This is a genomic window from Pandoraea sp. SD6-2, from assembly GCF_000389825.1.
In the GTDB taxonomy this organism is placed as follows: domain Bacteria; phylum Pseudomonadota; class Gammaproteobacteria; order Burkholderiales; family Burkholderiaceae; genus Pandoraea; species Pandoraea communis.
On the sequence record NZ_KB944443.1, the window covers coordinates 98,093 to 116,598 of the forward strand.

At 60.6% G+C, this 18,506-nt stretch carries 28 protein-coding genes; 5 read left to right on the forward strand and 23 right to left on the reverse strand.

What is annotated here, in order from left to right:
* Positions 1 to 9: 9 nt before the first annotated feature.
* The gene (locus tag C266_RS12955) at positions 10 to 2,118 is read right to left on the reverse strand and encodes a tetratricopeptide repeat-containing sulfotransferase family protein (RefSeq protein ID WP_010804259.1); all 2,109 of its coding nucleotides are present in this window, start codon (positions 2,116 to 2,118) and stop codon (positions 10 to 12) included.
* 150 nt (positions 2,119 to 2,268) lie between these two features.
* On the opposite strand from C266_RS12955, the gene C266_RS12960 reads away from it, so the two are divergent.
* Both C266_RS12960 and C266_RS26200 read left to right on the forward strand, forming a co-directional pair.
* The gene (locus tag C266_RS12960; protein ID WP_036662852.1) at positions 2,269 to 5,001 is read left to right on the forward strand and encodes an autotransporter domain-containing protein; all 2,733 of its coding nucleotides are present in this window, start codon (positions 2,269 to 2,271) and stop codon (positions 4,999 to 5,001) included.
* Positions 5,002 to 5,229: 228 nt separating this feature from the next.
* Positions 5,230 to 5,559, forward strand: a complete 330-nt coding sequence (locus C266_RS26200) for a hypothetical protein (RefSeq protein WP_010804261.1) — start codon at positions 5,230 to 5,232, stop codon at positions 5,557 to 5,559.
* A 216-nt stretch (positions 5,560 to 5,775) separates the two neighbouring features.
* Here the strand turns inward: C266_RS26200 and C266_RS27760 are convergent, their stop codons facing one another.
* The 21 genes from C266_RS27760 to C266_RS27460 all read right to left on the reverse strand — a co-directional run bounded on the left by C266_RS27760 (position 5,776) and on the right by C266_RS27460 (position 15,670).
* Positions 5,776 to 5,922: a hypothetical protein gene (locus tag C266_RS27760; RefSeq protein WP_010804262.1), complete on the reverse strand. Its 147-nt coding sequence runs from the start codon at positions 5,920 to 5,922 to the stop codon at positions 5,776 to 5,778.
* Between the two features lie 17 nt (positions 5,923 to 5,939).
* Entirely contained in the window at positions 5,940 to 6,140 is a 201-nt protein-coding gene (locus C266_RS12970) for a hypothetical protein (RefSeq protein ID WP_010804263.1), read from the reverse strand.
* Between the two features lie 11 nt (positions 6,141 to 6,151).
* Positions 6,152 to 6,457, reverse strand: a complete 306-nt coding sequence (locus tag C266_RS12975; protein WP_010804264.1) for a hypothetical protein — start codon at positions 6,455 to 6,457, stop codon at positions 6,152 to 6,154.
* Complete coding sequence (locus tag C266_RS12980; protein WP_010804265.1) at positions 6,454 to 6,741, reverse strand: hypothetical protein; 288 nt, start codon at positions 6,739 to 6,741, stop codon at positions 6,454 to 6,456. Before C266_RS12980 ends, C266_RS12975 begins: the two co-directional genes overlap by 4 nt.
* The gene (locus tag C266_RS12985; protein ID WP_010804266.1) at positions 6,738 to 7,094 is read right to left on the reverse strand and encodes a hypothetical protein; all 357 of its coding nucleotides are present in this window, start codon (positions 7,092 to 7,094) and stop codon (positions 6,738 to 6,740) included. The genes C266_RS12980 and C266_RS12985 overlap by 4 nt, the downstream gene beginning before the upstream one ends.
* The gene (locus C266_RS12990; RefSeq protein ID WP_081636277.1) at positions 7,091 to 7,588 is read right to left on the reverse strand and encodes a glycoside hydrolase family 104 protein; all 498 of its coding nucleotides are present in this window, start codon (positions 7,586 to 7,588) and stop codon (positions 7,091 to 7,093) included. The genes C266_RS12985 and C266_RS12990 overlap by 4 nt, the downstream gene beginning before the upstream one ends.
* Before the next feature lie 161 nt (positions 7,589 to 7,749).
* Positions 7,750 to 8,496 (reverse strand): hypothetical protein, encoded by a 747-nt coding sequence (locus C266_RS12995; protein ID WP_010804268.1) that lies wholly within the window; start codon positions 8,494 to 8,496, stop codon positions 7,750 to 7,752.
* A complete protein-coding gene (locus tag C266_RS26205; protein ID WP_010804269.1) occupies positions 8,496 to 8,999 on the reverse strand; it encodes a hypothetical protein in 504 nt (167 codons plus the stop codon). Before C266_RS26205 ends, C266_RS12995 begins: the two co-directional genes overlap by 1 nt.
* Positions 8,996 to 9,391, reverse strand: a complete 396-nt coding sequence (locus tag C266_RS13005; protein ID WP_010804270.1) for a hypothetical protein — start codon at positions 9,389 to 9,391, stop codon at positions 8,996 to 8,998. Before C266_RS13005 ends, C266_RS26205 begins: the two co-directional genes overlap by 4 nt.
* Positions 9,391 to 9,654, reverse strand: coding sequence for a hypothetical protein (locus tag C266_RS13010; RefSeq protein WP_010804271.1), 264 nt, complete (start codon positions 9,652 to 9,654; stop codon positions 9,391 to 9,393). Before C266_RS13010 ends, C266_RS13005 begins: the two co-directional genes overlap by 1 nt.
* A 1-nt stretch (position 9,655) precedes the next feature.
* Positions 9,656 to 10,054, reverse strand: a complete 399-nt coding sequence (locus C266_RS13015; RefSeq protein ID WP_010804272.1) for a hypothetical protein — start codon at positions 10,052 to 10,054, stop codon at positions 9,656 to 9,658.
* Positions 10,055 to 10,114: 60 nt separating this feature from the next.
* A complete protein-coding gene (locus C266_RS13020) occupies positions 10,115 to 10,906 on the reverse strand; it encodes a major capsid protein P2 (RefSeq protein ID WP_010804273.1) in 792 nt (263 codons plus the stop codon).
* 373 nt (positions 10,907 to 11,279) lie between these two features.
* Positions 11,280 to 11,900 carry a helicase HerA domain-containing protein gene (locus C266_RS13025; protein ID WP_010804275.1) on the reverse strand — a complete coding sequence of 207 codons (621 nt, stop codon included), beginning with the start codon at positions 11,898 to 11,900 and terminating at the stop codon, positions 11,280 to 11,282.
* Positions 11,901 to 11,902: 2 nt separating this feature from the next.
* Positions 11,903 to 12,484 carry a hypothetical protein gene (locus C266_RS13030; RefSeq protein ID WP_036662854.1) on the reverse strand — a complete coding sequence of 194 codons (582 nt, stop codon included), beginning with the start codon at positions 12,482 to 12,484 and terminating at the stop codon, positions 11,903 to 11,905.
* On the reverse strand, positions 12,481 to 12,771 hold the full coding sequence (locus tag C266_RS13035; protein ID WP_010804277.1) for a hypothetical protein: 291 nt from the start codon (positions 12,769 to 12,771) through the stop codon (positions 12,481 to 12,483). Before C266_RS13035 ends, C266_RS13030 begins: the two co-directional genes overlap by 4 nt.
* A complete protein-coding gene (locus tag C266_RS27765; protein WP_168162915.1) occupies positions 12,768 to 12,929 on the reverse strand; it encodes a hypothetical protein in 162 nt (53 codons plus the stop codon). The genes C266_RS13035 and C266_RS27765 overlap by 4 nt, the downstream gene beginning before the upstream one ends.
* Positions 12,930 to 12,956: 27 nt before the next feature.
* Positions 12,957 to 13,154, reverse strand: a complete 198-nt coding sequence (locus C266_RS13040; protein ID WP_010804278.1) for a hypothetical protein — start codon at positions 13,152 to 13,154, stop codon at positions 12,957 to 12,959.
* Positions 13,154 to 13,318 (reverse strand): hypothetical protein, encoded by a 165-nt coding sequence (locus C266_RS27770; RefSeq protein WP_168162916.1) that lies wholly within the window; start codon positions 13,316 to 13,318, stop codon positions 13,154 to 13,156. The genes C266_RS13040 and C266_RS27770 overlap by 1 nt, the downstream gene beginning before the upstream one ends.
* An 84-nt stretch (positions 13,319 to 13,402) precedes the next feature.
* On the reverse strand, positions 13,403 to 15,208 hold the full coding sequence (locus C266_RS13045) for a replication endonuclease (protein WP_010804279.1): 1,806 nt from the start codon (positions 15,206 to 15,208) through the stop codon (positions 13,403 to 13,405).
* Between the two features lies 1 nt (position 15,209).
* Positions 15,210 to 15,452: a hypothetical protein gene (locus C266_RS13050; protein WP_010804280.1), complete on the reverse strand. Its 243-nt coding sequence runs from the start codon at positions 15,450 to 15,452 to the stop codon at positions 15,210 to 15,212.
* 2 nt (positions 15,453 to 15,454) lie between these two features.
* Positions 15,455 to 15,670 (reverse strand): hypothetical protein, encoded by a 216-nt coding sequence (locus C266_RS27460; protein WP_010804281.1) that lies wholly within the window; start codon positions 15,668 to 15,670, stop codon positions 15,455 to 15,457.
* Here C266_RS27460 and C266_RS13055 point away from each other — a divergent pair.
* From C266_RS13055 to C266_RS13065, 3 genes are all read left to right on the forward strand, one after another.
* Positions 15,665 to 15,943, forward strand: a complete 279-nt coding sequence (locus tag C266_RS13055) for a hypothetical protein (RefSeq protein ID WP_010804282.1) — start codon at positions 15,665 to 15,667, stop codon at positions 15,941 to 15,943. The genes C266_RS27460 and C266_RS13055 overlap by 6 nt on opposite strands.
* Before the next feature lie 247 nt (positions 15,944 to 16,190).
* Positions 16,191 to 16,520, forward strand: a complete 330-nt coding sequence (locus tag C266_RS13060) for a helix-turn-helix transcriptional regulator (protein WP_010804283.1) — start codon at positions 16,191 to 16,193, stop codon at positions 16,518 to 16,520.
* A gap of 152 nt (positions 16,521 to 16,672) precedes the next feature.
* Positions 16,673 to 17,905 (forward strand): site-specific integrase, encoded by a 1,233-nt coding sequence (locus tag C266_RS13065; protein ID WP_036662856.1) that lies wholly within the window; start codon positions 16,673 to 16,675, stop codon positions 17,903 to 17,905.
* Between the two features lie 117 nt (positions 17,906 to 18,022).
* Here C266_RS13065 and C266_RS26855 read toward each other — a convergent pair.
* Positions 18,023 to 18,506 (reverse strand): IS3 family transposase (locus C266_RS26855; RefSeq protein WP_010804285.1); only part of this gene is annotated, 484 nt, incomplete at its 5' end.

The following is an 18,506-nucleotide window of genomic DNA, read 5'->3' on the forward strand; positions in this document are numbered from 1 at the left end:
ACACTCATGTCAAAGTCTCGCATCACCAGAATCGGCAATGCCGAGTGCCGTCAGCAGCGGCCCCAGTTGCGATGCGTGGCGACGCCAGCGTCCTTTCGACGTTGCGTAAATCGGCTGCCGTACCTGGCTCACACTCGCCGTGCGCACTACGCGGCGCGTCTTGTGGAAACTGAGACAGGCGTCGTCCCACGGCATATCGACAAAGGCGATCAGGCGCCGCGCTTCGCCTTCCAGATCATCAACCACGTCTTCGTAGTCGACCTCAAGAAAACGTTCCGGCGGTAAGACCTTGCGTAAGCTCTCCATGAACATCTGATAGTCGCGATGGAAAGCCCCCAATTCATCGAGACGATAGGCAAACATCTGTTCACCCGCAAAATGCTTGCTGTAACACGACAGGCAGGTATCCACCGGATCGCGCCGGCAATGGATGATGCGCGCACCAGACAGAATTAACGGAATCGCACCGGCATATAGGAAGTTAGCCGGCAACTTGTCGACCACGCGCAGCGCATCGGGAGCCAGGCCGTCGACACGGGAAAGGTAGTCACGACCGACCCGTGCAAAATCTCCTCTGTCCCAGTGCATCAGCGCATCGGGAAATGGTCCTGCGCTTTCGAGAGCGTGGCGCAAGGCGCTCAGCTCTCCGGCGCCGTGAATGTCAGGGTGCGATGCCAGGATCTGCTCCACCAGTGTTGTACCCGAGCGCGGCATTCCAATGATGAACACCGGGCGTTGTGAAGCCGCGCCGGCATCGCCGAATTTGTCCATCAATTCCGACGTAAAGGTCGCTGCGACTTGTCGCATCCAGGCGCTGGTCGCGTCAGCATCATAATTGAACGTCGCTCGTTTGATGCCGTTCCCCTTATGGAGATGGAAAAACGCGCGATCCGAATCGCCGGTATCGAGATATGCTTTGCCAAGCGCGAAATGCAAACTCATCTGATCGGCGATCGTCGGCGGTATCGTTCGCGCGAGCGCCGCTTCCATCGCAACGATATCGCTATCGTCGCCGCGATACGTCTTGGTGTCGGCACGCGCTGCCATCACCCGCACCGAGCCGGGAAACCGCTCAAGCGTGCGCTCAAACGCGGCAATCGCATCCTCCTTGTCACCGGCCTCCATCAACAGCAATGCGCGAGCGACGAGTGCTTCTTCAGCGACCGTTCCCGGTAAAGCTGCCGCGCGATCAAAGGACGCAAGCGCCTCGTCATGCAGCCCTAGCGCTTGCAAGACCTGCCCGAGCACGCTATGCCCGTTCGCGCTGTTGGGGGCGATATTCACTGCCTGGCGCGCGCAGGCGAGCGCGTCGTGAAAGTGATAGTCATGCATCAACAGTTGCGCGCGTGCCGACAACGCCCCCGCATGCTGCGGCGCGAATGCGATAAGGGCATCGACCCAGCGACTGGCGTCGGCACGGCGCATGCGTGACATCTCGATCTGAGCCAGATTGAAGTAGGCATCGGCCAGTTGCGGGTTGATCTCGACGGCTCGCGACGCAGAAGTCATGGCTTCGTCGTAGCGGCCAAGATCGTTCCACAGCAACGCCAGATTGCAGTGCGCTTCAGCATAGTCAGGCCGCAACGCCAGCGCTCTCAGATAGCTGGCCTGTGCTTGCTCCAGCGCTCCCGCGTGTTTTTGCGTATTGGCAAGATTATTGTGCGCTTCAGGGCTATCAGGCAGCAACGACACGACGCGTTTCAGGCACTCCAGAGCTGCGTCAACTTTTCCGCTTTCCTGCAGGATGATGCCTAGATTGTTCCAAGCCGCAACGAGCTGCGGCTCTTGATCCACCGCGCGCCGGGCGGCTTGTTCCGCTTCCGCCAGCAAACCCTTCTGGCGGCACATTTCAGCCAGATTGCTGCAATACGTTGCGGGCGCAACGGGCGACAGACAAGCCTTGCGCAAGTAATCGATGGCCAGATCGAGCAAGCGGTAAGCATGGGCGATCAGTCCCATCAAATGCAGGGCATCTGGTTGCTCTGGCAAGACTTGCAAGACGCGCAGACAGCATTCTTCAGCCTGACGCGCTTGTCCCGCATTCCAATGCGCATAGGCCTCGTTCAGTGCCTCAGGAATGGTGAGCTGTTGAGCAACAGGGTCGTTGTTCTTATTCAAAGATGCTCCACGGCAAAAAGCGAAAAGTAGGGCGTTCTCATCGAAGATGGTTCTCGTCCTGTCTCCCGAATCCTTGAGTTTTCGGGAGAATCAATTGATACTCCCGAAAGTTGAATTGTCCGACATAAGTATTGAAAAATTATCAAAAAAATGGGCCGATCAAAAAAACAACCTCGCTTCACTGCGGGCGACCAGACCTGTCTTGCTCTATCGCTGACCGCCGCATTTGCAACAATGGTTTCCGCTCCGGCAAAAGCGACCACGGTCACCGGAAGTGCCACTGTCGTGGGCGCGACGACCAACGTGTCCTGGAACGGCAGCGGCACGTTGGTCATCAATAGTGGCGTGCTTGTCACCGGCACTCCAGCGCTCAACGTTAGCACCACGAACGGCATCCTGCAGAACAACGGCACGCTTAGTGGTTCCGCTGCGGTGTCCAATACGGGCTTGATTACTACCCTCAACAACGGGAACGGCACAGTCATTGGCAGTTCAATTACCGGCGCCACAGGCATTGATAACGCCCTAAATGGCACGATCACCACGCTGCACAACTTCTCCGGCAGCAGAATCACTGCCATTACCGGCATCAAGAATAGCGGCACCATCGGTACGCTGACCAATGACAGTGGCGGTTCGATATCCAACGGCGGAACGGGGATCTTCAACTATTCAGGCGGCACGATTGGCACGCTGAGCAATAGCGGTTTGATTAGCCAGGCTGCTTTCGGGATCAACAATAACAACGCCACCATTACCACGCTGCAGAACGCAGGCGGCACCATCAATGGCGTCACCGCGATCCAGAACAATAACAATGGCAGCATCGGCACGCTGACAAACACGGGGTTCATCAATGCCAATAGCGCGGGTATCGCCAACCTCGGCAACAGTAGCATTGCCGTACTCAACAACGGCGGCTTAATTAGCGCCCAGACGGCCATCTCCAACGCCGCTGCGATTGGTACGTTGACCAACACGGGCACCATCAAGGGAACCCAAGCTGCGATCTCCAACATCGGCACCATCGGCGTCATCGCCAACGATGGCGGCGTCATTTCCGGCAAGATAGCCAACACAACGCAACCCTTGAGCCTGACCGGCGGTAGCGGAACAACCTTCGGCACCCTGACCGGCGCCGGTAGCGGAATCGGCGCTGGCAATATCGGCCTGATCACCAATACCGCGTCGAGCCTGACCTTCGGCGCCGGCAATCAGTTGCTCAACGACCATATCAACGTGGGTGGCAACACCGTATTCAATGCGGGCGGCACGCTGCAGGTCAACAACGCGATCACGATCACCGGCAACTACAGCCAGAACGCAGGCGCTACGCTAAACATCGGCGTGGCGGACGGGGCGGTCGCCACTGGCGTCGCCAGTGCCGATAGCGGCTACGGCCGGCTGATCGTGTCGGGCGTAGCGACCATCAACGCCGGCGCCAACATCGCGCTGAAAAAACTCAATAGCTATGGCTTTGCGCAGGGACAGCGCTTTGTCGTGGCACAGGCGAGTCACGCCAACACGAATTACAACGCAGGATCGCTTAATTATTCTGCTGACGGCTACACCGGCACATATTCTGGCGCCAGCGTGGTCGATAGCGACGACAACACCAAGACCGATCTTGTCGTCACCCTGGCTGCGCCAACCACTGGCACCAATCCGGGCGGTAACAGCCCTGGCTCAACACCTGGCGGTACCAGCCCCGGCACCAGCCCCGGCTCAAATCCGGGCGCGACCAGCCCCATCATGTGGGCAACGACGCCTGATGCCATTTCCGCGTTGTCAGGGTTGTTCCGTTATGGCGGCACTAATGCCGGCATGCTCAACATGTTCAATGCCGCTGCCGCCCTCAATTCCGCAGGCGACGCCAATCGCGCCGGAGCACAATTGAGTCCCGCGTCGATTACCGCTTCGGCCGTCCAATCAGCGCAGACGACAACGCAAGCCGTACTCAATATCACCGCATCCCGCATCGACACGCTACGGACGGCGCAAAGCGCCGGCAGTGGTGTTTCGACCGGTGAATCCGCCAGTGATATTGCGCTTTGGGGACAGGCGTTCGGCGGCCAGGCAAATCAGGGCAATCGCAGTGGCGCCAGCGGGTATCGCGCCAGCTACGGAGGCCTTCTGTTTGGCGCCGACACTGCGCTCAACGATGCATGGCGTGTCGGCGGCGTATTCAACTATGCAGATACGTCGGTCGATGGCCGCGATGACAACACGGGTAGCTCGGCGCGTATCAAGGGGTATGGTCTGACCGGATATGGCGGCTATACGGCGGAACGCTGGTACCTGAATCTCGCCGGCGGCATCGTCTGGCAAAGGTACGACACACATCGCAGCGTCGACTACACGGGCTTCAGCGGCAACGCCGCCGGTCGGTTCAACGGCACTCAATATATTGCGTCGGCGCAGGCGGGCTACCCCATCAAACTGGACGCCGTGACGACCCTCACACCGATCGTCGGCCTGAGCTACAGTCGCATGACGCAGGATGCCTATACGGAAACCGGCGGCGTCGCCGCGTTGCGTGTCAATTCCTCCAACGCCTCGTCCGTAAAGAGCGAACTGGGTGCAAAACTGGCGCGCACATTCACGACTTCGTATGGTGAAATCACGCCGTCGATTCAACTGAGCTGGAGACATGAATATCTCGATACCAGCATACAGTCGGTCGCTAACTTCGCAGCCGACACCAGCGGCGCGACCAGCTTCATGACGCAAGGGGCGCTGGCTAACCGCGATACCGGCGTAATGGTGTTGGGGGTGACGCTGGCAAGGAGCCAGAATCTGACGCTCGCGGCGCGTTATACGCTGGAGGCTTCGCGAGGCTACACAGCACAAACGGCAGATCTGCGGCTACGCTATCAATTCTGACATCGGATGCTGCATCACCTGGAAAAAGCTGCGTATGCGGCTTTTTCTTTAACGAGAGATGACTCATGCTCAAGGTGCTCGGGTATCCGGGGGGAGGTCAGGTGCATCCAAGTAACACACAATCATGATTTAACATAATGCACATTATGCGAAAAACTGCTAGAACTCAGCAGACACTTAAAACCGGGGCTAACATCCCGGTTTTTTCGTTCTCAGCCAATAAGAAAAATGAAATATCCGAACCAACGATACGGGAACCCGGAGGCATTGCGGCACTGGATGCTTCACTTTGGCGGCCTGACCGGGACGGCACACTATCTCAAGCGCACCACACGCTCACTATCCAACTGGCTTGCGTACCGGGAGCGCATCCCGTGGTGGGTTCCCGAAATCCTCCGCCTCAAGGCGTTCGAGCACTCCGAACAAATGCGGCAGATGGGCGTGCGCCGAACCATGCGGCCCGCCGTCGGCTTCATCATCATGGCCGCGCAGCACGCCGCCAACGATGACCTCTTCACGCCAATAATCCAACTGGGCCTATTCCTTGCCGAGGCGTAAAAAAAGGCCAGTCCCCCGGCCTTTTTCTGCTCACGCCGTCGTGGTCGTGGCCGTCGTGGCGTGCTTGCTGCGCCACCACAGAAAGCCGTACAACGCTGCGGCACCGATGGCCGCCGATTTCCATTCGATCTTCATGTCGATCACCGTTTGATGAAGCGGCCGGTTCGCTTGCTGCGCGCCGGGGTTTTGTGGTGCGTCTTGCGCTTGTGCGCACGCTTACGAGTTGCCATGTGTCAGCCCCTTTTCGATGTGTGAATTAAATCGGTCTTCGATCTTGCCCACGCGCTCATGCATGGCCTTCAGATCGGCCCGGATGGCCCCGTAGACGACGCCCGCCGAAACGAGCGCTACCCCGAGTTGCATGAGCGCGCCTGGCTCTATCATGCCGCGCCGCCAGCGGCCGGGGGATTACCGCCGCCGCCTTCCTTGCCGAACACCGCCAGCGCCACCGCCACGGCGCCCACCGCGTTCGCCACGGTCGGCGCAATTGCCAGCGCCGGGGCAATGGCCGGGATAGCCGCCGCAATACCCGCCCACGTCGACGGCTCGCTCAAACGTTGCAACAGAAATTTCCAGTTCATACCCTACCCCCTCAGTTGAAAAACGACTTGATAAATGTCCCTGCCGGGCACGCGAAAGACGCGTCCCACGTGCGCCCTTCCGCGAGCGCCTTTTCGCATTCGGTTTGATTGGTGGGCGGAATGCCCACGGCCTCCCCGATGCCGACCACCACCCCCGACCCGACGTTCAACGCGCCCGAGAGCACCGTATCAGCGACAGCCGCACCGGCAGCCTGCTGACTGGCCGGGTCGCTGACTGCCGCGACAGCTTTTTTTGCCATATACACCGCCGCCAGCAGCAGCGCCCCCGCGATGACGATTTCGGTCTTCAGGTTCATGACAGGTGCCCAATCGACGGTTGCATCGGGAAGCCCATCAGGTTCGCAGCGAACACGTCCTGATACGTGTTGATCGTGTTCGGCGCGTTGATGCTGCCCCACTGGTAGCCCGGCTGACCGCTGGCCGCATCCCAAATCGAATTCGTAAAATTCGACCCGGCATAGATCGAGTCAGTCACGCTGTTGTTGAACGCGAGCGGGGTTGCACTCGCTTGCCGCGCCCGCTGCCGCGCGTCGAGATAGAGCAGCCCGATAGCGCCGATCACCCAATATTCCAGTTTCATGCGCCACCCCCGAATCCGTAGGTTGGCGACGGCAAAACGCCGAACACGCCACCGAACGGACTTTCAGTCACTTTGCCGCTAGCGGCGACCGTGACTTGCCCCGGATCTACAAAGGTTCCATCGACGGAATAGGTGCCGTTGATGAAGCTCGTGATATCCGCGAACGAGTTATTGCCGTAGGGTTGCGCGCTGCCTACCTGCGACCAGAACGGTGCGACGGATACGCCGATACCACTCAGACCATGGGACGGATCTTGTGCCATCGCGCTCGCGTTGGCAGGCTTCGTTTTCTGGATCACCATGAACAGCACCGCCGCAGCGGCTGCGACCAGCAGCAAGCCTTCGTCTTTCATGCGTACACCCCGTCGATTTGCACGCCACCCGCCGAGGCGAGCACATCGTGCGCACGCGCCAACGTCAACGTCGGTTGCCCATAAGGCGAACCCGGCAGGCTCGCCCACTCTTTGTTGCACTTCGTAATCGCCGCGTCGAAGCGTCCGGCGATCACATCCGCGAGCGCGCCGCGCCGCTTGATGAGCCCCACCGCCGCTATGTCCTGCGAGGCGGGTGAGAAGTCAGTCAGACCGTAGGCCGCCTGCATTTCCAGCCACGTTCCGTAAAGAATCTGATAGGCACCCGCAGCCGTCGACGTGAGGCTTCCGCGCGTCACGCGGATATTCGGATGGTCTGCAAACGAATTGAACGTGCCACCGCCGAAAAGCGTGCTATAGCCGTTCGGCCCGAGCGTTCCTTCGCCGGTGCGAATGAGCGTAAGGAACGCTTGCACGTTCGGGTCAGCAATGGCACTCGCGACCGATGTAAAAATGTTGCCCACTTGAGAAGTCATGTCTCCGAGTGTCCCCGTAAAATCAAACGCTGATCCCGTGGTGTCTGTGCTCGCCGTCGGATCGCTCGCACTCGCACTCGCCTGGCTGTTTTGCCACCACACCCAAGCCGCCGCCCCGAGCGTCGCCGCCGCGATCACATAGAATGGCCCCGGTGTTTTCATCACACTTCGATCACTTCGATTTGCAAGTTGTTGTCTTGCGCCAGCACGAACCCCGTGAGCATCAGCCCGTTACCCGGCGTCAAGCAAATTGGCTGTGCTTCCGGCAGGTTGCTCCCGGTGTTGATTTTCCCGAGCACGTTCGCGTTCGGCTGTGCCGCGACCGTCCCCGTCCATATGTGCGAAACCCCATTCGCCCCGCCACTCAGTTTCGACAGCACCGCGCCTTTATCCGCCATGCCCGCAGTGCCCGTAATGAACGTCATCGTGCCCGCGTCGCTTGCGCTTGACGACCCGAAGGCCATGCGTTGCACATAGCAGTTTTTGCCGCTGCCGGCCGGGTTGAAGATGGCGACTTGCGAATAGACGTTGGCGGTGCCCGATTGCTGCGCGTATCCCATGAAGGCTTGATTCGAGAGCGTTTGCTGGCGGCTCACGTCAATCACGTTCACGTTTCCCGCGACGGTCGCGTCGCCGAAGTCTCCGTTGCCGATCACGAGCGTGCCGATAATCGTCGCGCCGCCTGCCTTATTGGCGACGGTCCACGACGACGGCACCGGCATGTCAGACGCGACGCGATACCACTGCCCCGGCACCAGCGTGAGCACCTGCCCGCCCGCGAATCCCGGCGTGACCAGCAGCGACACGTCGCCGCCGCCGTTCGACCCCGACACATACTTGATGAATCGCCCCGGCGAATTCACGAGGAATGGCCGGTTGGCCGGGACGGTAATGTCGAACTGTTGCATCAGACTTTTCCCTTCGTGGCCGCGAACGCCACCACGCCGATGATTGCCATGCCCGCGATGAGCAGGTAGCGATCAGGGTTTTGCGCGTTCATCGGTGCCGTGGCGAGTTGCGTAGCCGCATTCACCACGGCTTGCCCTTGTTGCGCGACGGCCGTCTCAAGATCGACGCCGTGCGAGAACAATGTGAGCGCCGTTTGGTTGTTATCCTTGGCGAGCGCCTGCGTCAAACTCGCGTTTGTCTGTTGCATGTTCGCGCCCAAGTCCGACAGGTGCGAGGCGAGCGACATGGCGTTATTCACCGCGCCGTTATCCGTCACCGTGACATTCGAGTTGTCGGCACTCACCGACGTGGAGCCGCCGTCCGTCACTACGCGCCGATCCTGCGTCGTCGTCGTGGTCGTGTTGGTCGATGCGCTTTTCGACTCCGAGCTTCCGCCGAAATTACACGGCGTCGCTGGCAGTCCAAGGCGCATCAGCTTGATTTGCTCCGGGCGCAGAATCACAGTGTTTTCCTCATTGTGGTGGCCGCGACGGTAAAGCCGAGTGCCTCCGTTTTCTTGACCATGCCCCGACGCGCCGTCATGAACGCGAGCGACGTGGCGCCCTTGCGCCGCGCGACGTACTCCACATACGGCAGCATCACCGCCAGCAGGTCTGCCCCGGTGTACTCCCCTGCCGCCGCTGTCACGAACGCCTCGCAGCCTGCCCGGTGCGCGCTTACCGTCATCGCCCACGCGAACAACATGCGCCCGTCTGCGTCTCTAGCCGCGTACAGATTCGCGCCGTGCATGGCATCATCGACCGTCCATGCGCCGCCCGTCGTGTCGTATTTCGCGGCACGGGAGAGCAGTTCGCGCACCTCGCTCGCAGTGGCGTGCGTGACGATGATCGACATTACTTGCCCACCACGCGCAGCACGACCACGGCGATTGCGCCGATGACCATAATCGTCGTCAGATCCAGCCCCGACGACTGGTTATGCGGTGCGCCGTTGGCCGTTGACCCACCCGTTGCCACGGTCATGCCGGAAAAATCGATGGTGCCGCCCATCGACGCGGTTCCCAACGCCGTTGAAGGCCCCGCCGGTGGCGTGGACATCGCCTTGCCCAGCACATTCGACGCGCCACCGATAAGCGCACTTGCCGTCATCGGATCCATGTCACCCCTTATGGATGGCGAGCGCCATCACGGCAAAGAGGCCCAGAATCATGAGCATCTTGTTGGCGTTCACCGCACCAATTTGCGCACTTGCGACAGTGGCCGCCGCTTGCCCTTGCGCATACAACCCGCCTTGCGTGGCCTCGTACTTGCGATAGTCCAGCATCTGATTCATCTGGTAATCGCTGTTGAGTGCGCCGAGACCTTGCGATAGCAGCTTGAACACGTCGGGCGCATAGTTCGGCAGCGTCGCCGCCGCGCCCACGTCCGCCGGTTGGTTCACCGGCTGTGCAGTGTCAGGGTAGTTGTAGGTGCCGTCGTTTTGCGGGCCAATGCTGAACAAGCCGGTGCCTGCCGAACCCCCGTAATCGGACGGGTTGATTTGAAATTGCGGATCCATGCTCCACCTGTTGAGAGTCGTTATAACGGGACGCGCGGCGCGCGCCCCGCTCCCCCGGCTTTACATGTTGCCGAGCACGTCCAGCACTTCGACTTCCGCCGTCACCGTGTCCGCAGCGGAGAACGTCGCGTTGAATTCCAGCGCGGTTGCATCCTGCGTCTTGATGGCGTTGGCATAGTTGTTGTCGGCGCACGGGTCATAGCTGTACACGTTCGCCTGCGCAGTCTTACCGTAGTCCAACTGCCACATGGTGTTGACTGCCACCGGGATGTTGTCGTGAATCACGATGCCGTTTTTCTTTACTTCCAATTGCGTCAGGTTGCCGCCGTGGAAGAAGTGCACGCGCTTGATGACGCCGCCCCGGTTGGTCAGGTCGATCAGCTTGAACGGGAACTTCCCCGAACTGGCAAACGACGCCGTGAACGGAATCTTCTTGGTCAGGACGCCAAGCGGCGCAGGCGGGCCAAGCTCCGACCAGCTATCGAGCGTCGGGGACGTGGCCCCGGAGATCGTGATTTCGAGCGTGAACGACGACACGCCCTTGGCGGTGTTGACGTTGCCGACGTACTGCTCTGCCATCGTCTTCGCCTTCGGTTCGGTGAAGTCCAGCACGAGGAACGACGCATTCACGCCCATGCCTCGATAGGTGTTCACGGTGTCCAGGCGCGAGCCGGTCGTTTGCTTGATGATCTTGCCGTTCAAGCGCACGTTGATGTTCGTAATCATCGCTTTGGTGAAGGTGCCGCCCAACTGCAACAGAATGCGGTTGTAGGACATGCCCACCGGCAGGGAGATGGTCGCGATGCCCGAGTTGACGACGTTGGTAAAGGGCAGGTTGTGTACCAGCAGCATGAGCGGCCCCTTACGAAACGATGGTCGTGAGCAGCGGCACGTTCAGCGACGTGGCGACCGGTCGCACGACGACCTTGGTGAGCGCGTTGAACGCGAGGAACATCAGGTAGGCCTTCACATACTGATTCATGGTTCGGTATCTCCGGAGATGACAGCCGCCCCGTGCGGCCCCTTGTTGAGCCGCCAGAATCGCGGTTTCCGGCGTCCGAATCCATTTAGGTACCCATAGCTATAGCGCTATGGCGAGGGGGTGCCTATGGCCCCCTGCCTCCAAAATATTTTTCCCTGCGATGCGCCATAGCCACCCGACAAGCGGACGTAAAAAAACCCGCCGCAGCGGGTTGGTATGGGGTGCCTATGGACAGGGTGCTAGTCACCCCCTCGTGATCTTGCCGGTCGATCCTTCGCGCCGTATCCATGCGTAATCGGGGAGCGCGCCAATCTCTGCGACCGGCACGCCGAGCACGTCGGCCACCGCCTTTTGATCCTTCGGGTAACTCAGCCGCCCCGAGCGCACCGCCGAGGCGTTGCCGAGAAAGTCCTTGTCGATCGATGCCGGACGCTGCGAAAGTCCGTAGATCACGATGCCGCGCTTTCTCCCGCGCCCGGTCAACATGCCCCACCCGACCGGCGAGCGCGACGGCGACGTGACCGACTTCAGTTCGTCGACCACAAACGTCAGCCGCTCCGCCGCGAAGGCGATACGGCACACCGCGTCGAACTGTTTCACGGCCGTGGCCGGGTCGGGCGACGGCTCGAACACGACACGGCATGAGCCCGTGGCCCCGGCCGCTTGGAACGCCGCCAGCACATCTCCCACACGGCGCGTGACGGTGCCAAACGCGCCCCATTCCCCTTCCGGGTCGAACACGATGAGTCGCTTCGGGGGCTTCTTTTCAAGGATGCCTTTCACATACGACGATTTGCCCGAGCCGGTCGACCCGAGCACGGCCTCGACGTGCGCCGTGGCCGTGACCCCGTAGCCGGTCGCCATCGTCACATCACCGGATGGACAGGAGCGCCCGCCACAGCCGCCGCGAGATTCTCCGGTGCCATCGCATCACCGATGCTCGCCAAGCCCGCCGGTGGCGCTTCCTGCCCGCCCTTGATCGTGTTCGGATCGCTCATGCCGCGCAGCGCACGCACCCGCGCCGCCTCTTGCTCGATTCGGTCGCTTTGGAGCTTCGCCGCCACCACGCGCGCCGACTGGTACAGCACCGGCCCGCAGACGATGGCCGCGACCAGTTCGCACGGTGCGGCCGCGAAACTGAAACCGTACTTCTCGAACACCGGCGACAGGCTCGCTGCCATGCGCTGGCCGGTCTTCTCGTCCCACCCTGCCCCCGGCGCATACCCTTCGATCATGGCGTTGAGCAGGTCGACCGCCCCCGCCGCCTCTATGCCGTAATCCGGCCCGGCCGGCGCCGCCGCCTGTTCTGCCGCAGCCGGGTTGATAGCCGCCTCTGCCGCCGCGTCGACCTCCATCGCCACGCCTTCCAGCCCCGCGAACTGCCCGCTCGCGTCAAGCGTCGGTTTCTCGACGGGCAAGCCGTCCCCTTTCTTCGCCACTGCCATCATGCCCCCCGCATCAGATCAAACACGCTACGGCCAGCGATTGGTGCCTTCGGTGCCGGTGCCGCCTCCGGTACGTCCTTCGGCACTTTCTCCGGCTCCGGTGTCGCGTACTTCGTCACTTTGCCCATGAGGCGACCGTGCGCTTCGGTTCCCTTCCTCGCATACGCGGGAAAGTCGCACCAGTGACACGACAAATTGAGCGTGCCGTTCTCCGACACGCGCGCCGGGATTTCCTTTCCGCAACACAGGCAATTCACCGTGCCAATTACGCTTTTCTGGCGCACTTTCATGATTCCCCCCGGTCTTGAATCTGCCGCAGCACTTCGTGCAGCTTGTCGAAATAGTCCCGCCCCTGCACCCGCACGACCATAGGCATTCGCTCGAACTCTTCCTCAAGCTCCCCAATGCTTTCGTCCAGGCGGATCTCCCACGGATCGCGTAGTCCCATACTTCCCCCGTTCATAATCACCCGCCCTCAGACCGTCAAACGCAACTGGTCGGGCGGGACAAGAAACACCTTTGTCATGCCTTCGTCGGGCACCTCGATACGGATGCACCCGGCCTCCTCCCCCGAGACACGGCCGACCCATCCGTCGATGAAGGCGCAAAATTCGTCGCGCGCCGTGACGACTACGCGATCCCCGAGCCGGAACCCACACAGCGCGCCGAGCATCACAGCACCCGCAGTTCTTCTGCCTTGTATGGCACGACCGTGCCGTCCGCGTCCATCTTGACTTTGATAACGTCGTTCTTTTCGTCGACGGCTTGCACCGTGCCCGCTTGCCCATGACGCGCGTCATCCGCGTTGATTACCATCACCGATGCCCAGACATTCATTTCGATCCCCATGCGCGCCGAGGTTGAGAGAAGCCACCGGGGACGGCGCGCGCTCCCCGGTGGCAGAAAAAAATCGATCGGTTTTTACGTTCGCGGAGGCTGTCGCACCGCCTGTTCCCGCTCCCATATCACCGCCATTTCACTATCCGAAAGCCACGGCACGGGCTTTTCACATCGCGGAAAGCCCGCCACATCGCCGCCGGTAGGCCGCGTACAGTTATTGACACGAGTCCGAGTGCTCGCGGCTTCGCCGCTGCGCGAAACCACCCGCCACTCGTAGCGCGTCGCCGGAACAAACACCTGCCCCGCCTTCGCGTAATCGCAAATGCCATCGCGCACGCGCCACTCGCCCGCCGCCTCGACGCCGCGCGGCACGCGCACCACGGACAGGCCATAGCGGCCCTCGCGCATTTCTTCGGTGTACTTGATGCGGATGGCGCGGCCCTCGCCTGCGATTCCGCCCATCGCGCGGCAGTATTCCGCCCAATCGGCGCGGTGCTCGTCGGTCTTTTGCACGGCGTGCCACGCGGCGACGATGGCCGGGGCTTCATGAGCGTCCGGCAAATCCTCCGCCTTGACGCGGCGCATTTCTCGCCACACGCCGACCGGCGCACCGCCGAACTGTTGGAACTGGCGAATGCCCCATTGCGCCGCCCACGTCTCGACGCGCTGCGACGGCACGATTTCCTCGTCGCCTAACAGGTCAGGCACCACCGCGAAGCCCTCCACGGTCTTGTGTTCGCCCACGGCGTGGCCATCGATGTTCTTGGCGATGTACTTGGCGATGTAGCCCACGGCCGAGCCGCGCGCCTTGTCGATCACCTCGAAGCGCACGCGGCGCTCCTGCGCGCCTTTCTCGTTGCCCGAATCCCGGAGCGCGTGTTCGCGCATCACGGCGCATACCGCGTCGATTCGATCCGTGAAAATCAGTCCGTGCCAGTGCGGGCAACTGTCGTGATGCGGCTCCGCGACGCGTATGCCGAAGTACGTCACGCCCATGCGCGCCAGCTTCGAGCGAATCAGCTTCCACACTTCCCGCAGGTAAAGCTGCGCCTCGCGCGGCGACAGTCTCTTGTCGTACTTCGGGTTTGGTCGGAACTTCGCGCCGCCGACGTGCTTGGCCGCGTGAAAGCGTGACGGGCACGTGAGGGTGAACATGACGCCGCCCATGCCTGCCGCGTCGGCCAAGTCCTCGCAGCCGCGAAGGCGCGTCATCAATTCGCCGCGGCGAAGCACCTTGTTCGCCATGCCCACGGCCGCGAGTTGTTCGAGCGTGAATTGCTGGCCGTTCTCGTTCTCCAACACGACGGCCGCGAGCGTGGCCGCGTTGCGCCGGTTCTGCGCGATGCGACGGCGTACCGCCTCGTTGCTGGCGTAGGGTTCGGCGCCGTAGTGGACATAGCCGAGGCGAATGTTTGAGTGCTCTAGCGCGCGGATGTGCAGCGTGCGAAGGCGACGCCGCCACCAGCGTTCGCAGCGCACGCGCGCCACTTGATCGGCCGGTTTATCGAAGTTGGGCATCGTCACGCCGCGCGTGCTGCATTCGTGCTGGCAGACGACGAGGGCATCGGCCGACGACAGGCCATGCGTGCGCAATTGCACGTCGATGGCGATACGCCGCGCCACCGCGCAGATTTCGGCGTCGGTGGCGTCCGGTCGCACCGGCAGGGATTCGGGGGCGTGCTCGTCAAGAAAGGCGCGCACGGCCGTCTCAGCGGCCGATGCATCCCACAGGTGCGAGGCGTTCGCCTTCGCAGCGCTGGCGCGGCCCGCCTTGTGCGCGGCGTCGGCCGCGCGCTTGAGCCACTTGACCGGCAAGCGCTTCGCGGCCGCTCCCATCACAGGAGAGGCCGCCAGCACTTCCGCCGCGTCGCGTGCGTAGACCCACATATCAGGCGAACGACCGCGTGCGGGCTTCGGACAGGGTGGAGCCAGCGCTCCACCCTGTAGCCCCTGCCGCCGCGTTACGGGCCTTACGGCCCTTCATCATTTTGTAGATCCCGGCGAGCGCAGCATCGGCCAGCGCCATCGTGCGCGGGCCTGACATATCGGGAAACTCTGCCGGTTGGTGCGACGCATGCAACGCGCCTCGCTCGCTACCGGGGACGAAATCGACCTCTTCGGAGTAGGCCATATTCACGCCCCCACGAAGCGAAGCACCCGAGCCACCAGCGCGCGAACGCCGCGCCGCTTGGTGTACGGGCCGTCGATGGTGTAGCCGCCCAGTGCGGTTTGATGGATGTTGCCCCCCTTCCGGCAGTACTTCGACGCGTAATGCCACGTCCGTGACGGTGCCACGGCCAGCATCGGCCATAATTGCGGTTCACCAACCACACCGATCAACGTATGCAAACCACTCTTGTAGCTGGAAAGGAACTTGGAAAGACCGATGCGGCCATCGTTGCGTTTCTCGCGGGTCTCCCGCCGAGCAGCCTTGATGACGGCAAGCCGATGGTCATCGGCATAAAGAACGACCCTTGGGATGTCTACCGAACGATCACCACTTTTGGCATGTTCGAGTACGTTCAGGTTTGCAACTTTCTGGAAACCCTCGGTCTGGTTGACTTCCTCGACACGGGCGAGACTGTCGACGGACTCGACAGCATGTTTGGCACCGACGACTGAATTTGTGTGTTCCATTACCCAATCCCCTTTTTCCAAAACCCTACCGTTTTCACATTGTGAAAAGCGCCCCGCCGTGCTAGGTGGTCTCCTCGCGCCAGCCGGGGTTTTGGATTGATCAGCCGGTGGCGGGGCACTGCGGCAAAGAATAGTTACATTTAATGTGACGCGTCAAGTGCAATGTAACGTTGCAGCAGACTTTACGTTGCATTACTCTTGACATCGGATTGATTTACAAGGGGTTTTTCTTATGAAAACGACCGTCGATTATCTCGACGCCGTGAAAGCACGGCTCGACCTGCCCTCTGACTACGCAGCAGCAAAAGCGCTTGGCGTTACGCGCGCAGCAGTCAGCCGTCATCGCAATGGCCTGTCGGTGTTTGATGAAGCGACCGCTGTTCGCGTTGCCGAGATTCTCGGTATCGAACCGATCGAAGTGATTTCAGCGTGTAAAGCGGAGGGATCTACGGACGCTCACATGCGTGAGGTTTGGCACGGCGTTTGGGAAAAGATTTCCAAGGGTTTTCGCACGCTGGTGCTACCCGCTAACGCGCGCGGAGCCTTGTTCTCCGCCGCATAGTACCAGCTAGAGTTAGCAGTTTTTCGCGCTGTAAAAAATGTACATTATGCGAATCAATGGTACCAGAACAAGGTGTTGCGTGATTGTCGGTTTTCTCCATGAAAACGAGCAACACTTCACGTATTATTTGGCACCATTTTGTGATTGCATAAATGCCGTATCTGCATCTGTCCCATCCGTCTGTTCCTCGCGCACTCAGAGTTCCAACCCTTGTTGATGCTCACGGCGTACCACGCTACTGGGCTAACGTCTGGTCCACTATGTGCCTCGGCCATCTGGCTGACTCCACCAAGACAGCAAAACTTCGTCAGCTTGAAACGCTGTACACACACGCAGATCGAGTGCTCGGGCCGAGTGGCCTCGATAACGCGCTGTCGCGCCAAGATCACACCGTACTCGCTGACACTCTTGAATCATGGTTTGTCTCGATTCGAAATCGAGCGCCTGGAAGCAGATCCGATGAACTGCGATGGAATACCGGGCTAGCGTTCGTCACGAACATCTCCGCCTGGCTCACCAAAGCCACAAACGCACCCAGCGACGAACGTTCACGAGCTGCTCGGATTCACCGCCTGGGAACACTCTACAGCCAACTGCACGTAGCGAAGAGTTTTTCTTCCGATGCGGTGCGCTCGTTGCCTGCAAACGTGGTTCAGGCTCTTTACGAGCTGCTTGATCCCACGTCTGCGATCAATCCGTTCAAGCATCCCTCAACGCGATGGCGACTTTACTTGGCGTTCACGCTTATGTTGCATCAAGGTTTGCGCCGTGGTGAATTGTTGATTTTGCCCGTGGATTGCGTGAAATCTGGGGTCGACTATCGCACCCAAAACCGCCGCTACTGGATCAACGTGCAGCAGCACGAATATGATGACGATGGCGACGCCTTCGATCCGAGATATTCACGACCAAGCGTAAAGACGGCCAGCTCTATCCGACAGATTCCGGTCAGCGCCACCATGGCCCGCCTGGTACAGACGTACACCGACAACTACCGCGGACGGCCCGATCACCCGTACCTGATCAACTCGTACAAAGATCGTCCGCTGGCGACAGAGTCGCTGACCAAAGCTTTCCGCACAATCTCGGCAGCACTTCCGGAGCTAGCCGCCAGCGAGCTTTTTGATCGGTGCAATAAGACATCGGTTACGCCACACGACTTGCGTCACACGTGCGCCGTCGTCCGCCTGAATCAACTAATCAGCGCGGGTGACTCAATGGACGAAGCCCTTCAAAAAATGCGTACTTTCTTCGGATGGTCTCGCACGTCAACGATGCCTTCTCGTTACTCACGGGCCGTCTTTGAAGACCGGCTCGCCGGCGTTTGGAATGACAGTTTCGATGACCGCGTCGCACTAATCCGAGCAATTCCTCGGGCGGAGTGAAATGAATCAGTTGCACTTGTTCGGCGCCATTTCGTCAGAGGACGAAATGAAAGTACGCCCGCAGATCGCATCCTTCCTAAAATGCGCCCCTGCCCTTCCCCCCGTGATCTGTAGTGGTCAACCCACGCCGGACACCGAGTTAAGTTTTTCTTCTGCGACTGCCGGGGCTAGACCCTCGTTGAATTGATGTGGTCGAGTCCAGTTGTATCGCTGCATCAGGTAATAGCTGATGTCCCGCTGTGCTTCTCGAACACTTATATATCCAGTGCTTGGCACCCATTCCGTTTTCAAGCTTCGGAACAAGCGTTCCATCGGGCTGTTATCCCAACAATTTCCACGCCGACTCATGCTCTGCCTGATTCGATAGCGCCACAGTCGCTGACGGAATTTCCGGCTAGCATATTGACCGCCCTGGTCGCTGTGGAACATCAAGCCCGTGGGCCGACCGCGTTGCTCGAACGCCATGTCTAATGCCTTCACTACGAGGTCGGCGTCGGGGCTCGTCGAGAATGACCAGCCGACAACGCGGCGCGTGAACAGGTCCAACACCACGGCCAGATAATGCCAGCGCCCCTGCGCCCATAAATACGTGATGTCGCCG

Excerpts from the sequence above, each read along its gene's own strand:
- C266_RS12960 (WP_036662852.1), top strand. The coding sequence starts at position 2,269 with ATGGGCCGATCAAAAAAACAACCTCGCTTCACTGCGGGCGACCAGACC.
- C266_RS26200 (WP_010804261.1), top strand. The coding sequence starts at position 5,230 with ATGAAATATCCGAACCAACGATACGGGAACCCGGAGGCATTGCGGCAC.
- C266_RS27760 (WP_010804262.1), bottom strand. The coding sequence starts at position 5,922 with ATGCAACTCGGGGTAGCGCTCGTTTCGGCGGGCGTCGTCTACGGGGCC.
- C266_RS12970 (WP_010804263.1), bottom strand. The coding sequence starts at position 6,140 with ATGAACTGGAAATTTCTGTTGCAACGTTTGAGCGAGCCGTCGACGTGG.
- C266_RS12975 (WP_010804264.1), bottom strand. The coding sequence starts at position 6,457 with ATGAACCTGAAGACCGAAATCGTCATCGCGGGGGCGCTGCTGCTGGCG.
- C266_RS12980 (WP_010804265.1), bottom strand. The coding sequence starts at position 6,741 with ATGAAACTGGAATATTGGGTGATCGGCGCTATCGGGCTGCTCTATCTC.
- C266_RS12985 (WP_010804266.1), bottom strand. The coding sequence starts at position 7,094 with ATGAAAGACGAAGGCTTGCTGCTGGTCGCAGCCGCTGCGGCGGTGCTG.
- C266_RS12990 (WP_081636277.1), bottom strand. The coding sequence starts at position 7,588 with ATGACTTCTCAAGTGGGCAACATTTTTACATCGGTCGCGAGTGCCATT.
- C266_RS12995 (WP_010804268.1), bottom strand. The coding sequence starts at position 8,496 with ATGCAACAGTTCGACATTACCGTCCCGGCCAACCGGCCATTCCTCGTG.
- C266_RS13005 (WP_010804270.1), bottom strand. The coding sequence starts at position 9,391 with ATGTCGATCATCGTCACGCACGCCACTGCGAGCGAGGTGCGCGAACTG.
- C266_RS13010 (WP_010804271.1), bottom strand. The coding sequence starts at position 9,654 with ATGGATCCGATGACGGCAAGTGCGCTTATCGGTGGCGCGTCGAATGTG.
- C266_RS13015 (WP_010804272.1), bottom strand. The coding sequence starts at position 10,054 with ATGGATCCGCAATTTCAAATCAACCCGTCCGATTACGGGGGTTCGGCA.
- C266_RS13020 (WP_010804273.1), bottom strand. The coding sequence starts at position 10,906 with ATGCTGCTGGTACACAACCTGCCCTTTACCAACGTCGTCAACTCGGGC.
- C266_RS13025 (WP_010804275.1), bottom strand. The coding sequence starts at position 11,900 with ATGGCGACCGGCTACGGGGTCACGGCCACGGCGCACGTCGAGGCCGTG.
- C266_RS13030 (WP_036662854.1), bottom strand. The coding sequence starts at position 12,484 with ATGATGGCAGTGGCGAAGAAAGGGGACGGCTTGCCCGTCGAGAAACCG.
- C266_RS13035 (WP_010804277.1), bottom strand. The coding sequence starts at position 12,771 with ATGAAAGTGCGCCAGAAAAGCGTAATTGGCACGGTGAATTGCCTGTGT.
- C266_RS27765 (WP_168162915.1), bottom strand. The coding sequence starts at position 12,929 with ATGGGACTACGCGATCCGTGGGAGATCCGCCTGGACGAAAGCATTGGG.
- C266_RS13040 (WP_010804278.1), bottom strand. The coding sequence starts at position 13,154 with ATGCTCGGCGCGCTGTGTGGGTTCCGGCTCGGGGATCGCGTAGTCGTC.
- C266_RS27770 (WP_168162916.1), bottom strand. The coding sequence starts at position 13,318 with ATGAATGTCTGGGCATCGGTGATGGTAATCAACGCGGATGACGCGCGT.
- C266_RS13045 (WP_010804279.1), bottom strand. The coding sequence starts at position 15,208 with ATGTGGGTCTACGCACGCGACGCGGCGGAAGTGCTGGCGGCCTCTCCT.
- C266_RS13050 (WP_010804280.1), bottom strand. The coding sequence starts at position 15,452 with ATGGCCTACTCCGAAGAGGTCGATTTCGTCCCCGGTAGCGAGCGAGGC.
- C266_RS13055 (WP_010804282.1), top strand. The coding sequence starts at position 15,665 with ATGCAAACCACTCTTGTAGCTGGAAAGGAACTTGGAAAGACCGATGCG.
- C266_RS13060 (WP_010804283.1), top strand. The coding sequence starts at position 16,191 with ATGAAAACGACCGTCGATTATCTCGACGCCGTGAAAGCACGGCTCGAC.
- C266_RS13065 (WP_036662856.1), top strand. The coding sequence starts at position 16,673 with ATGCCGTATCTGCATCTGTCCCATCCGTCTGTTCCTCGCGCACTCAGA.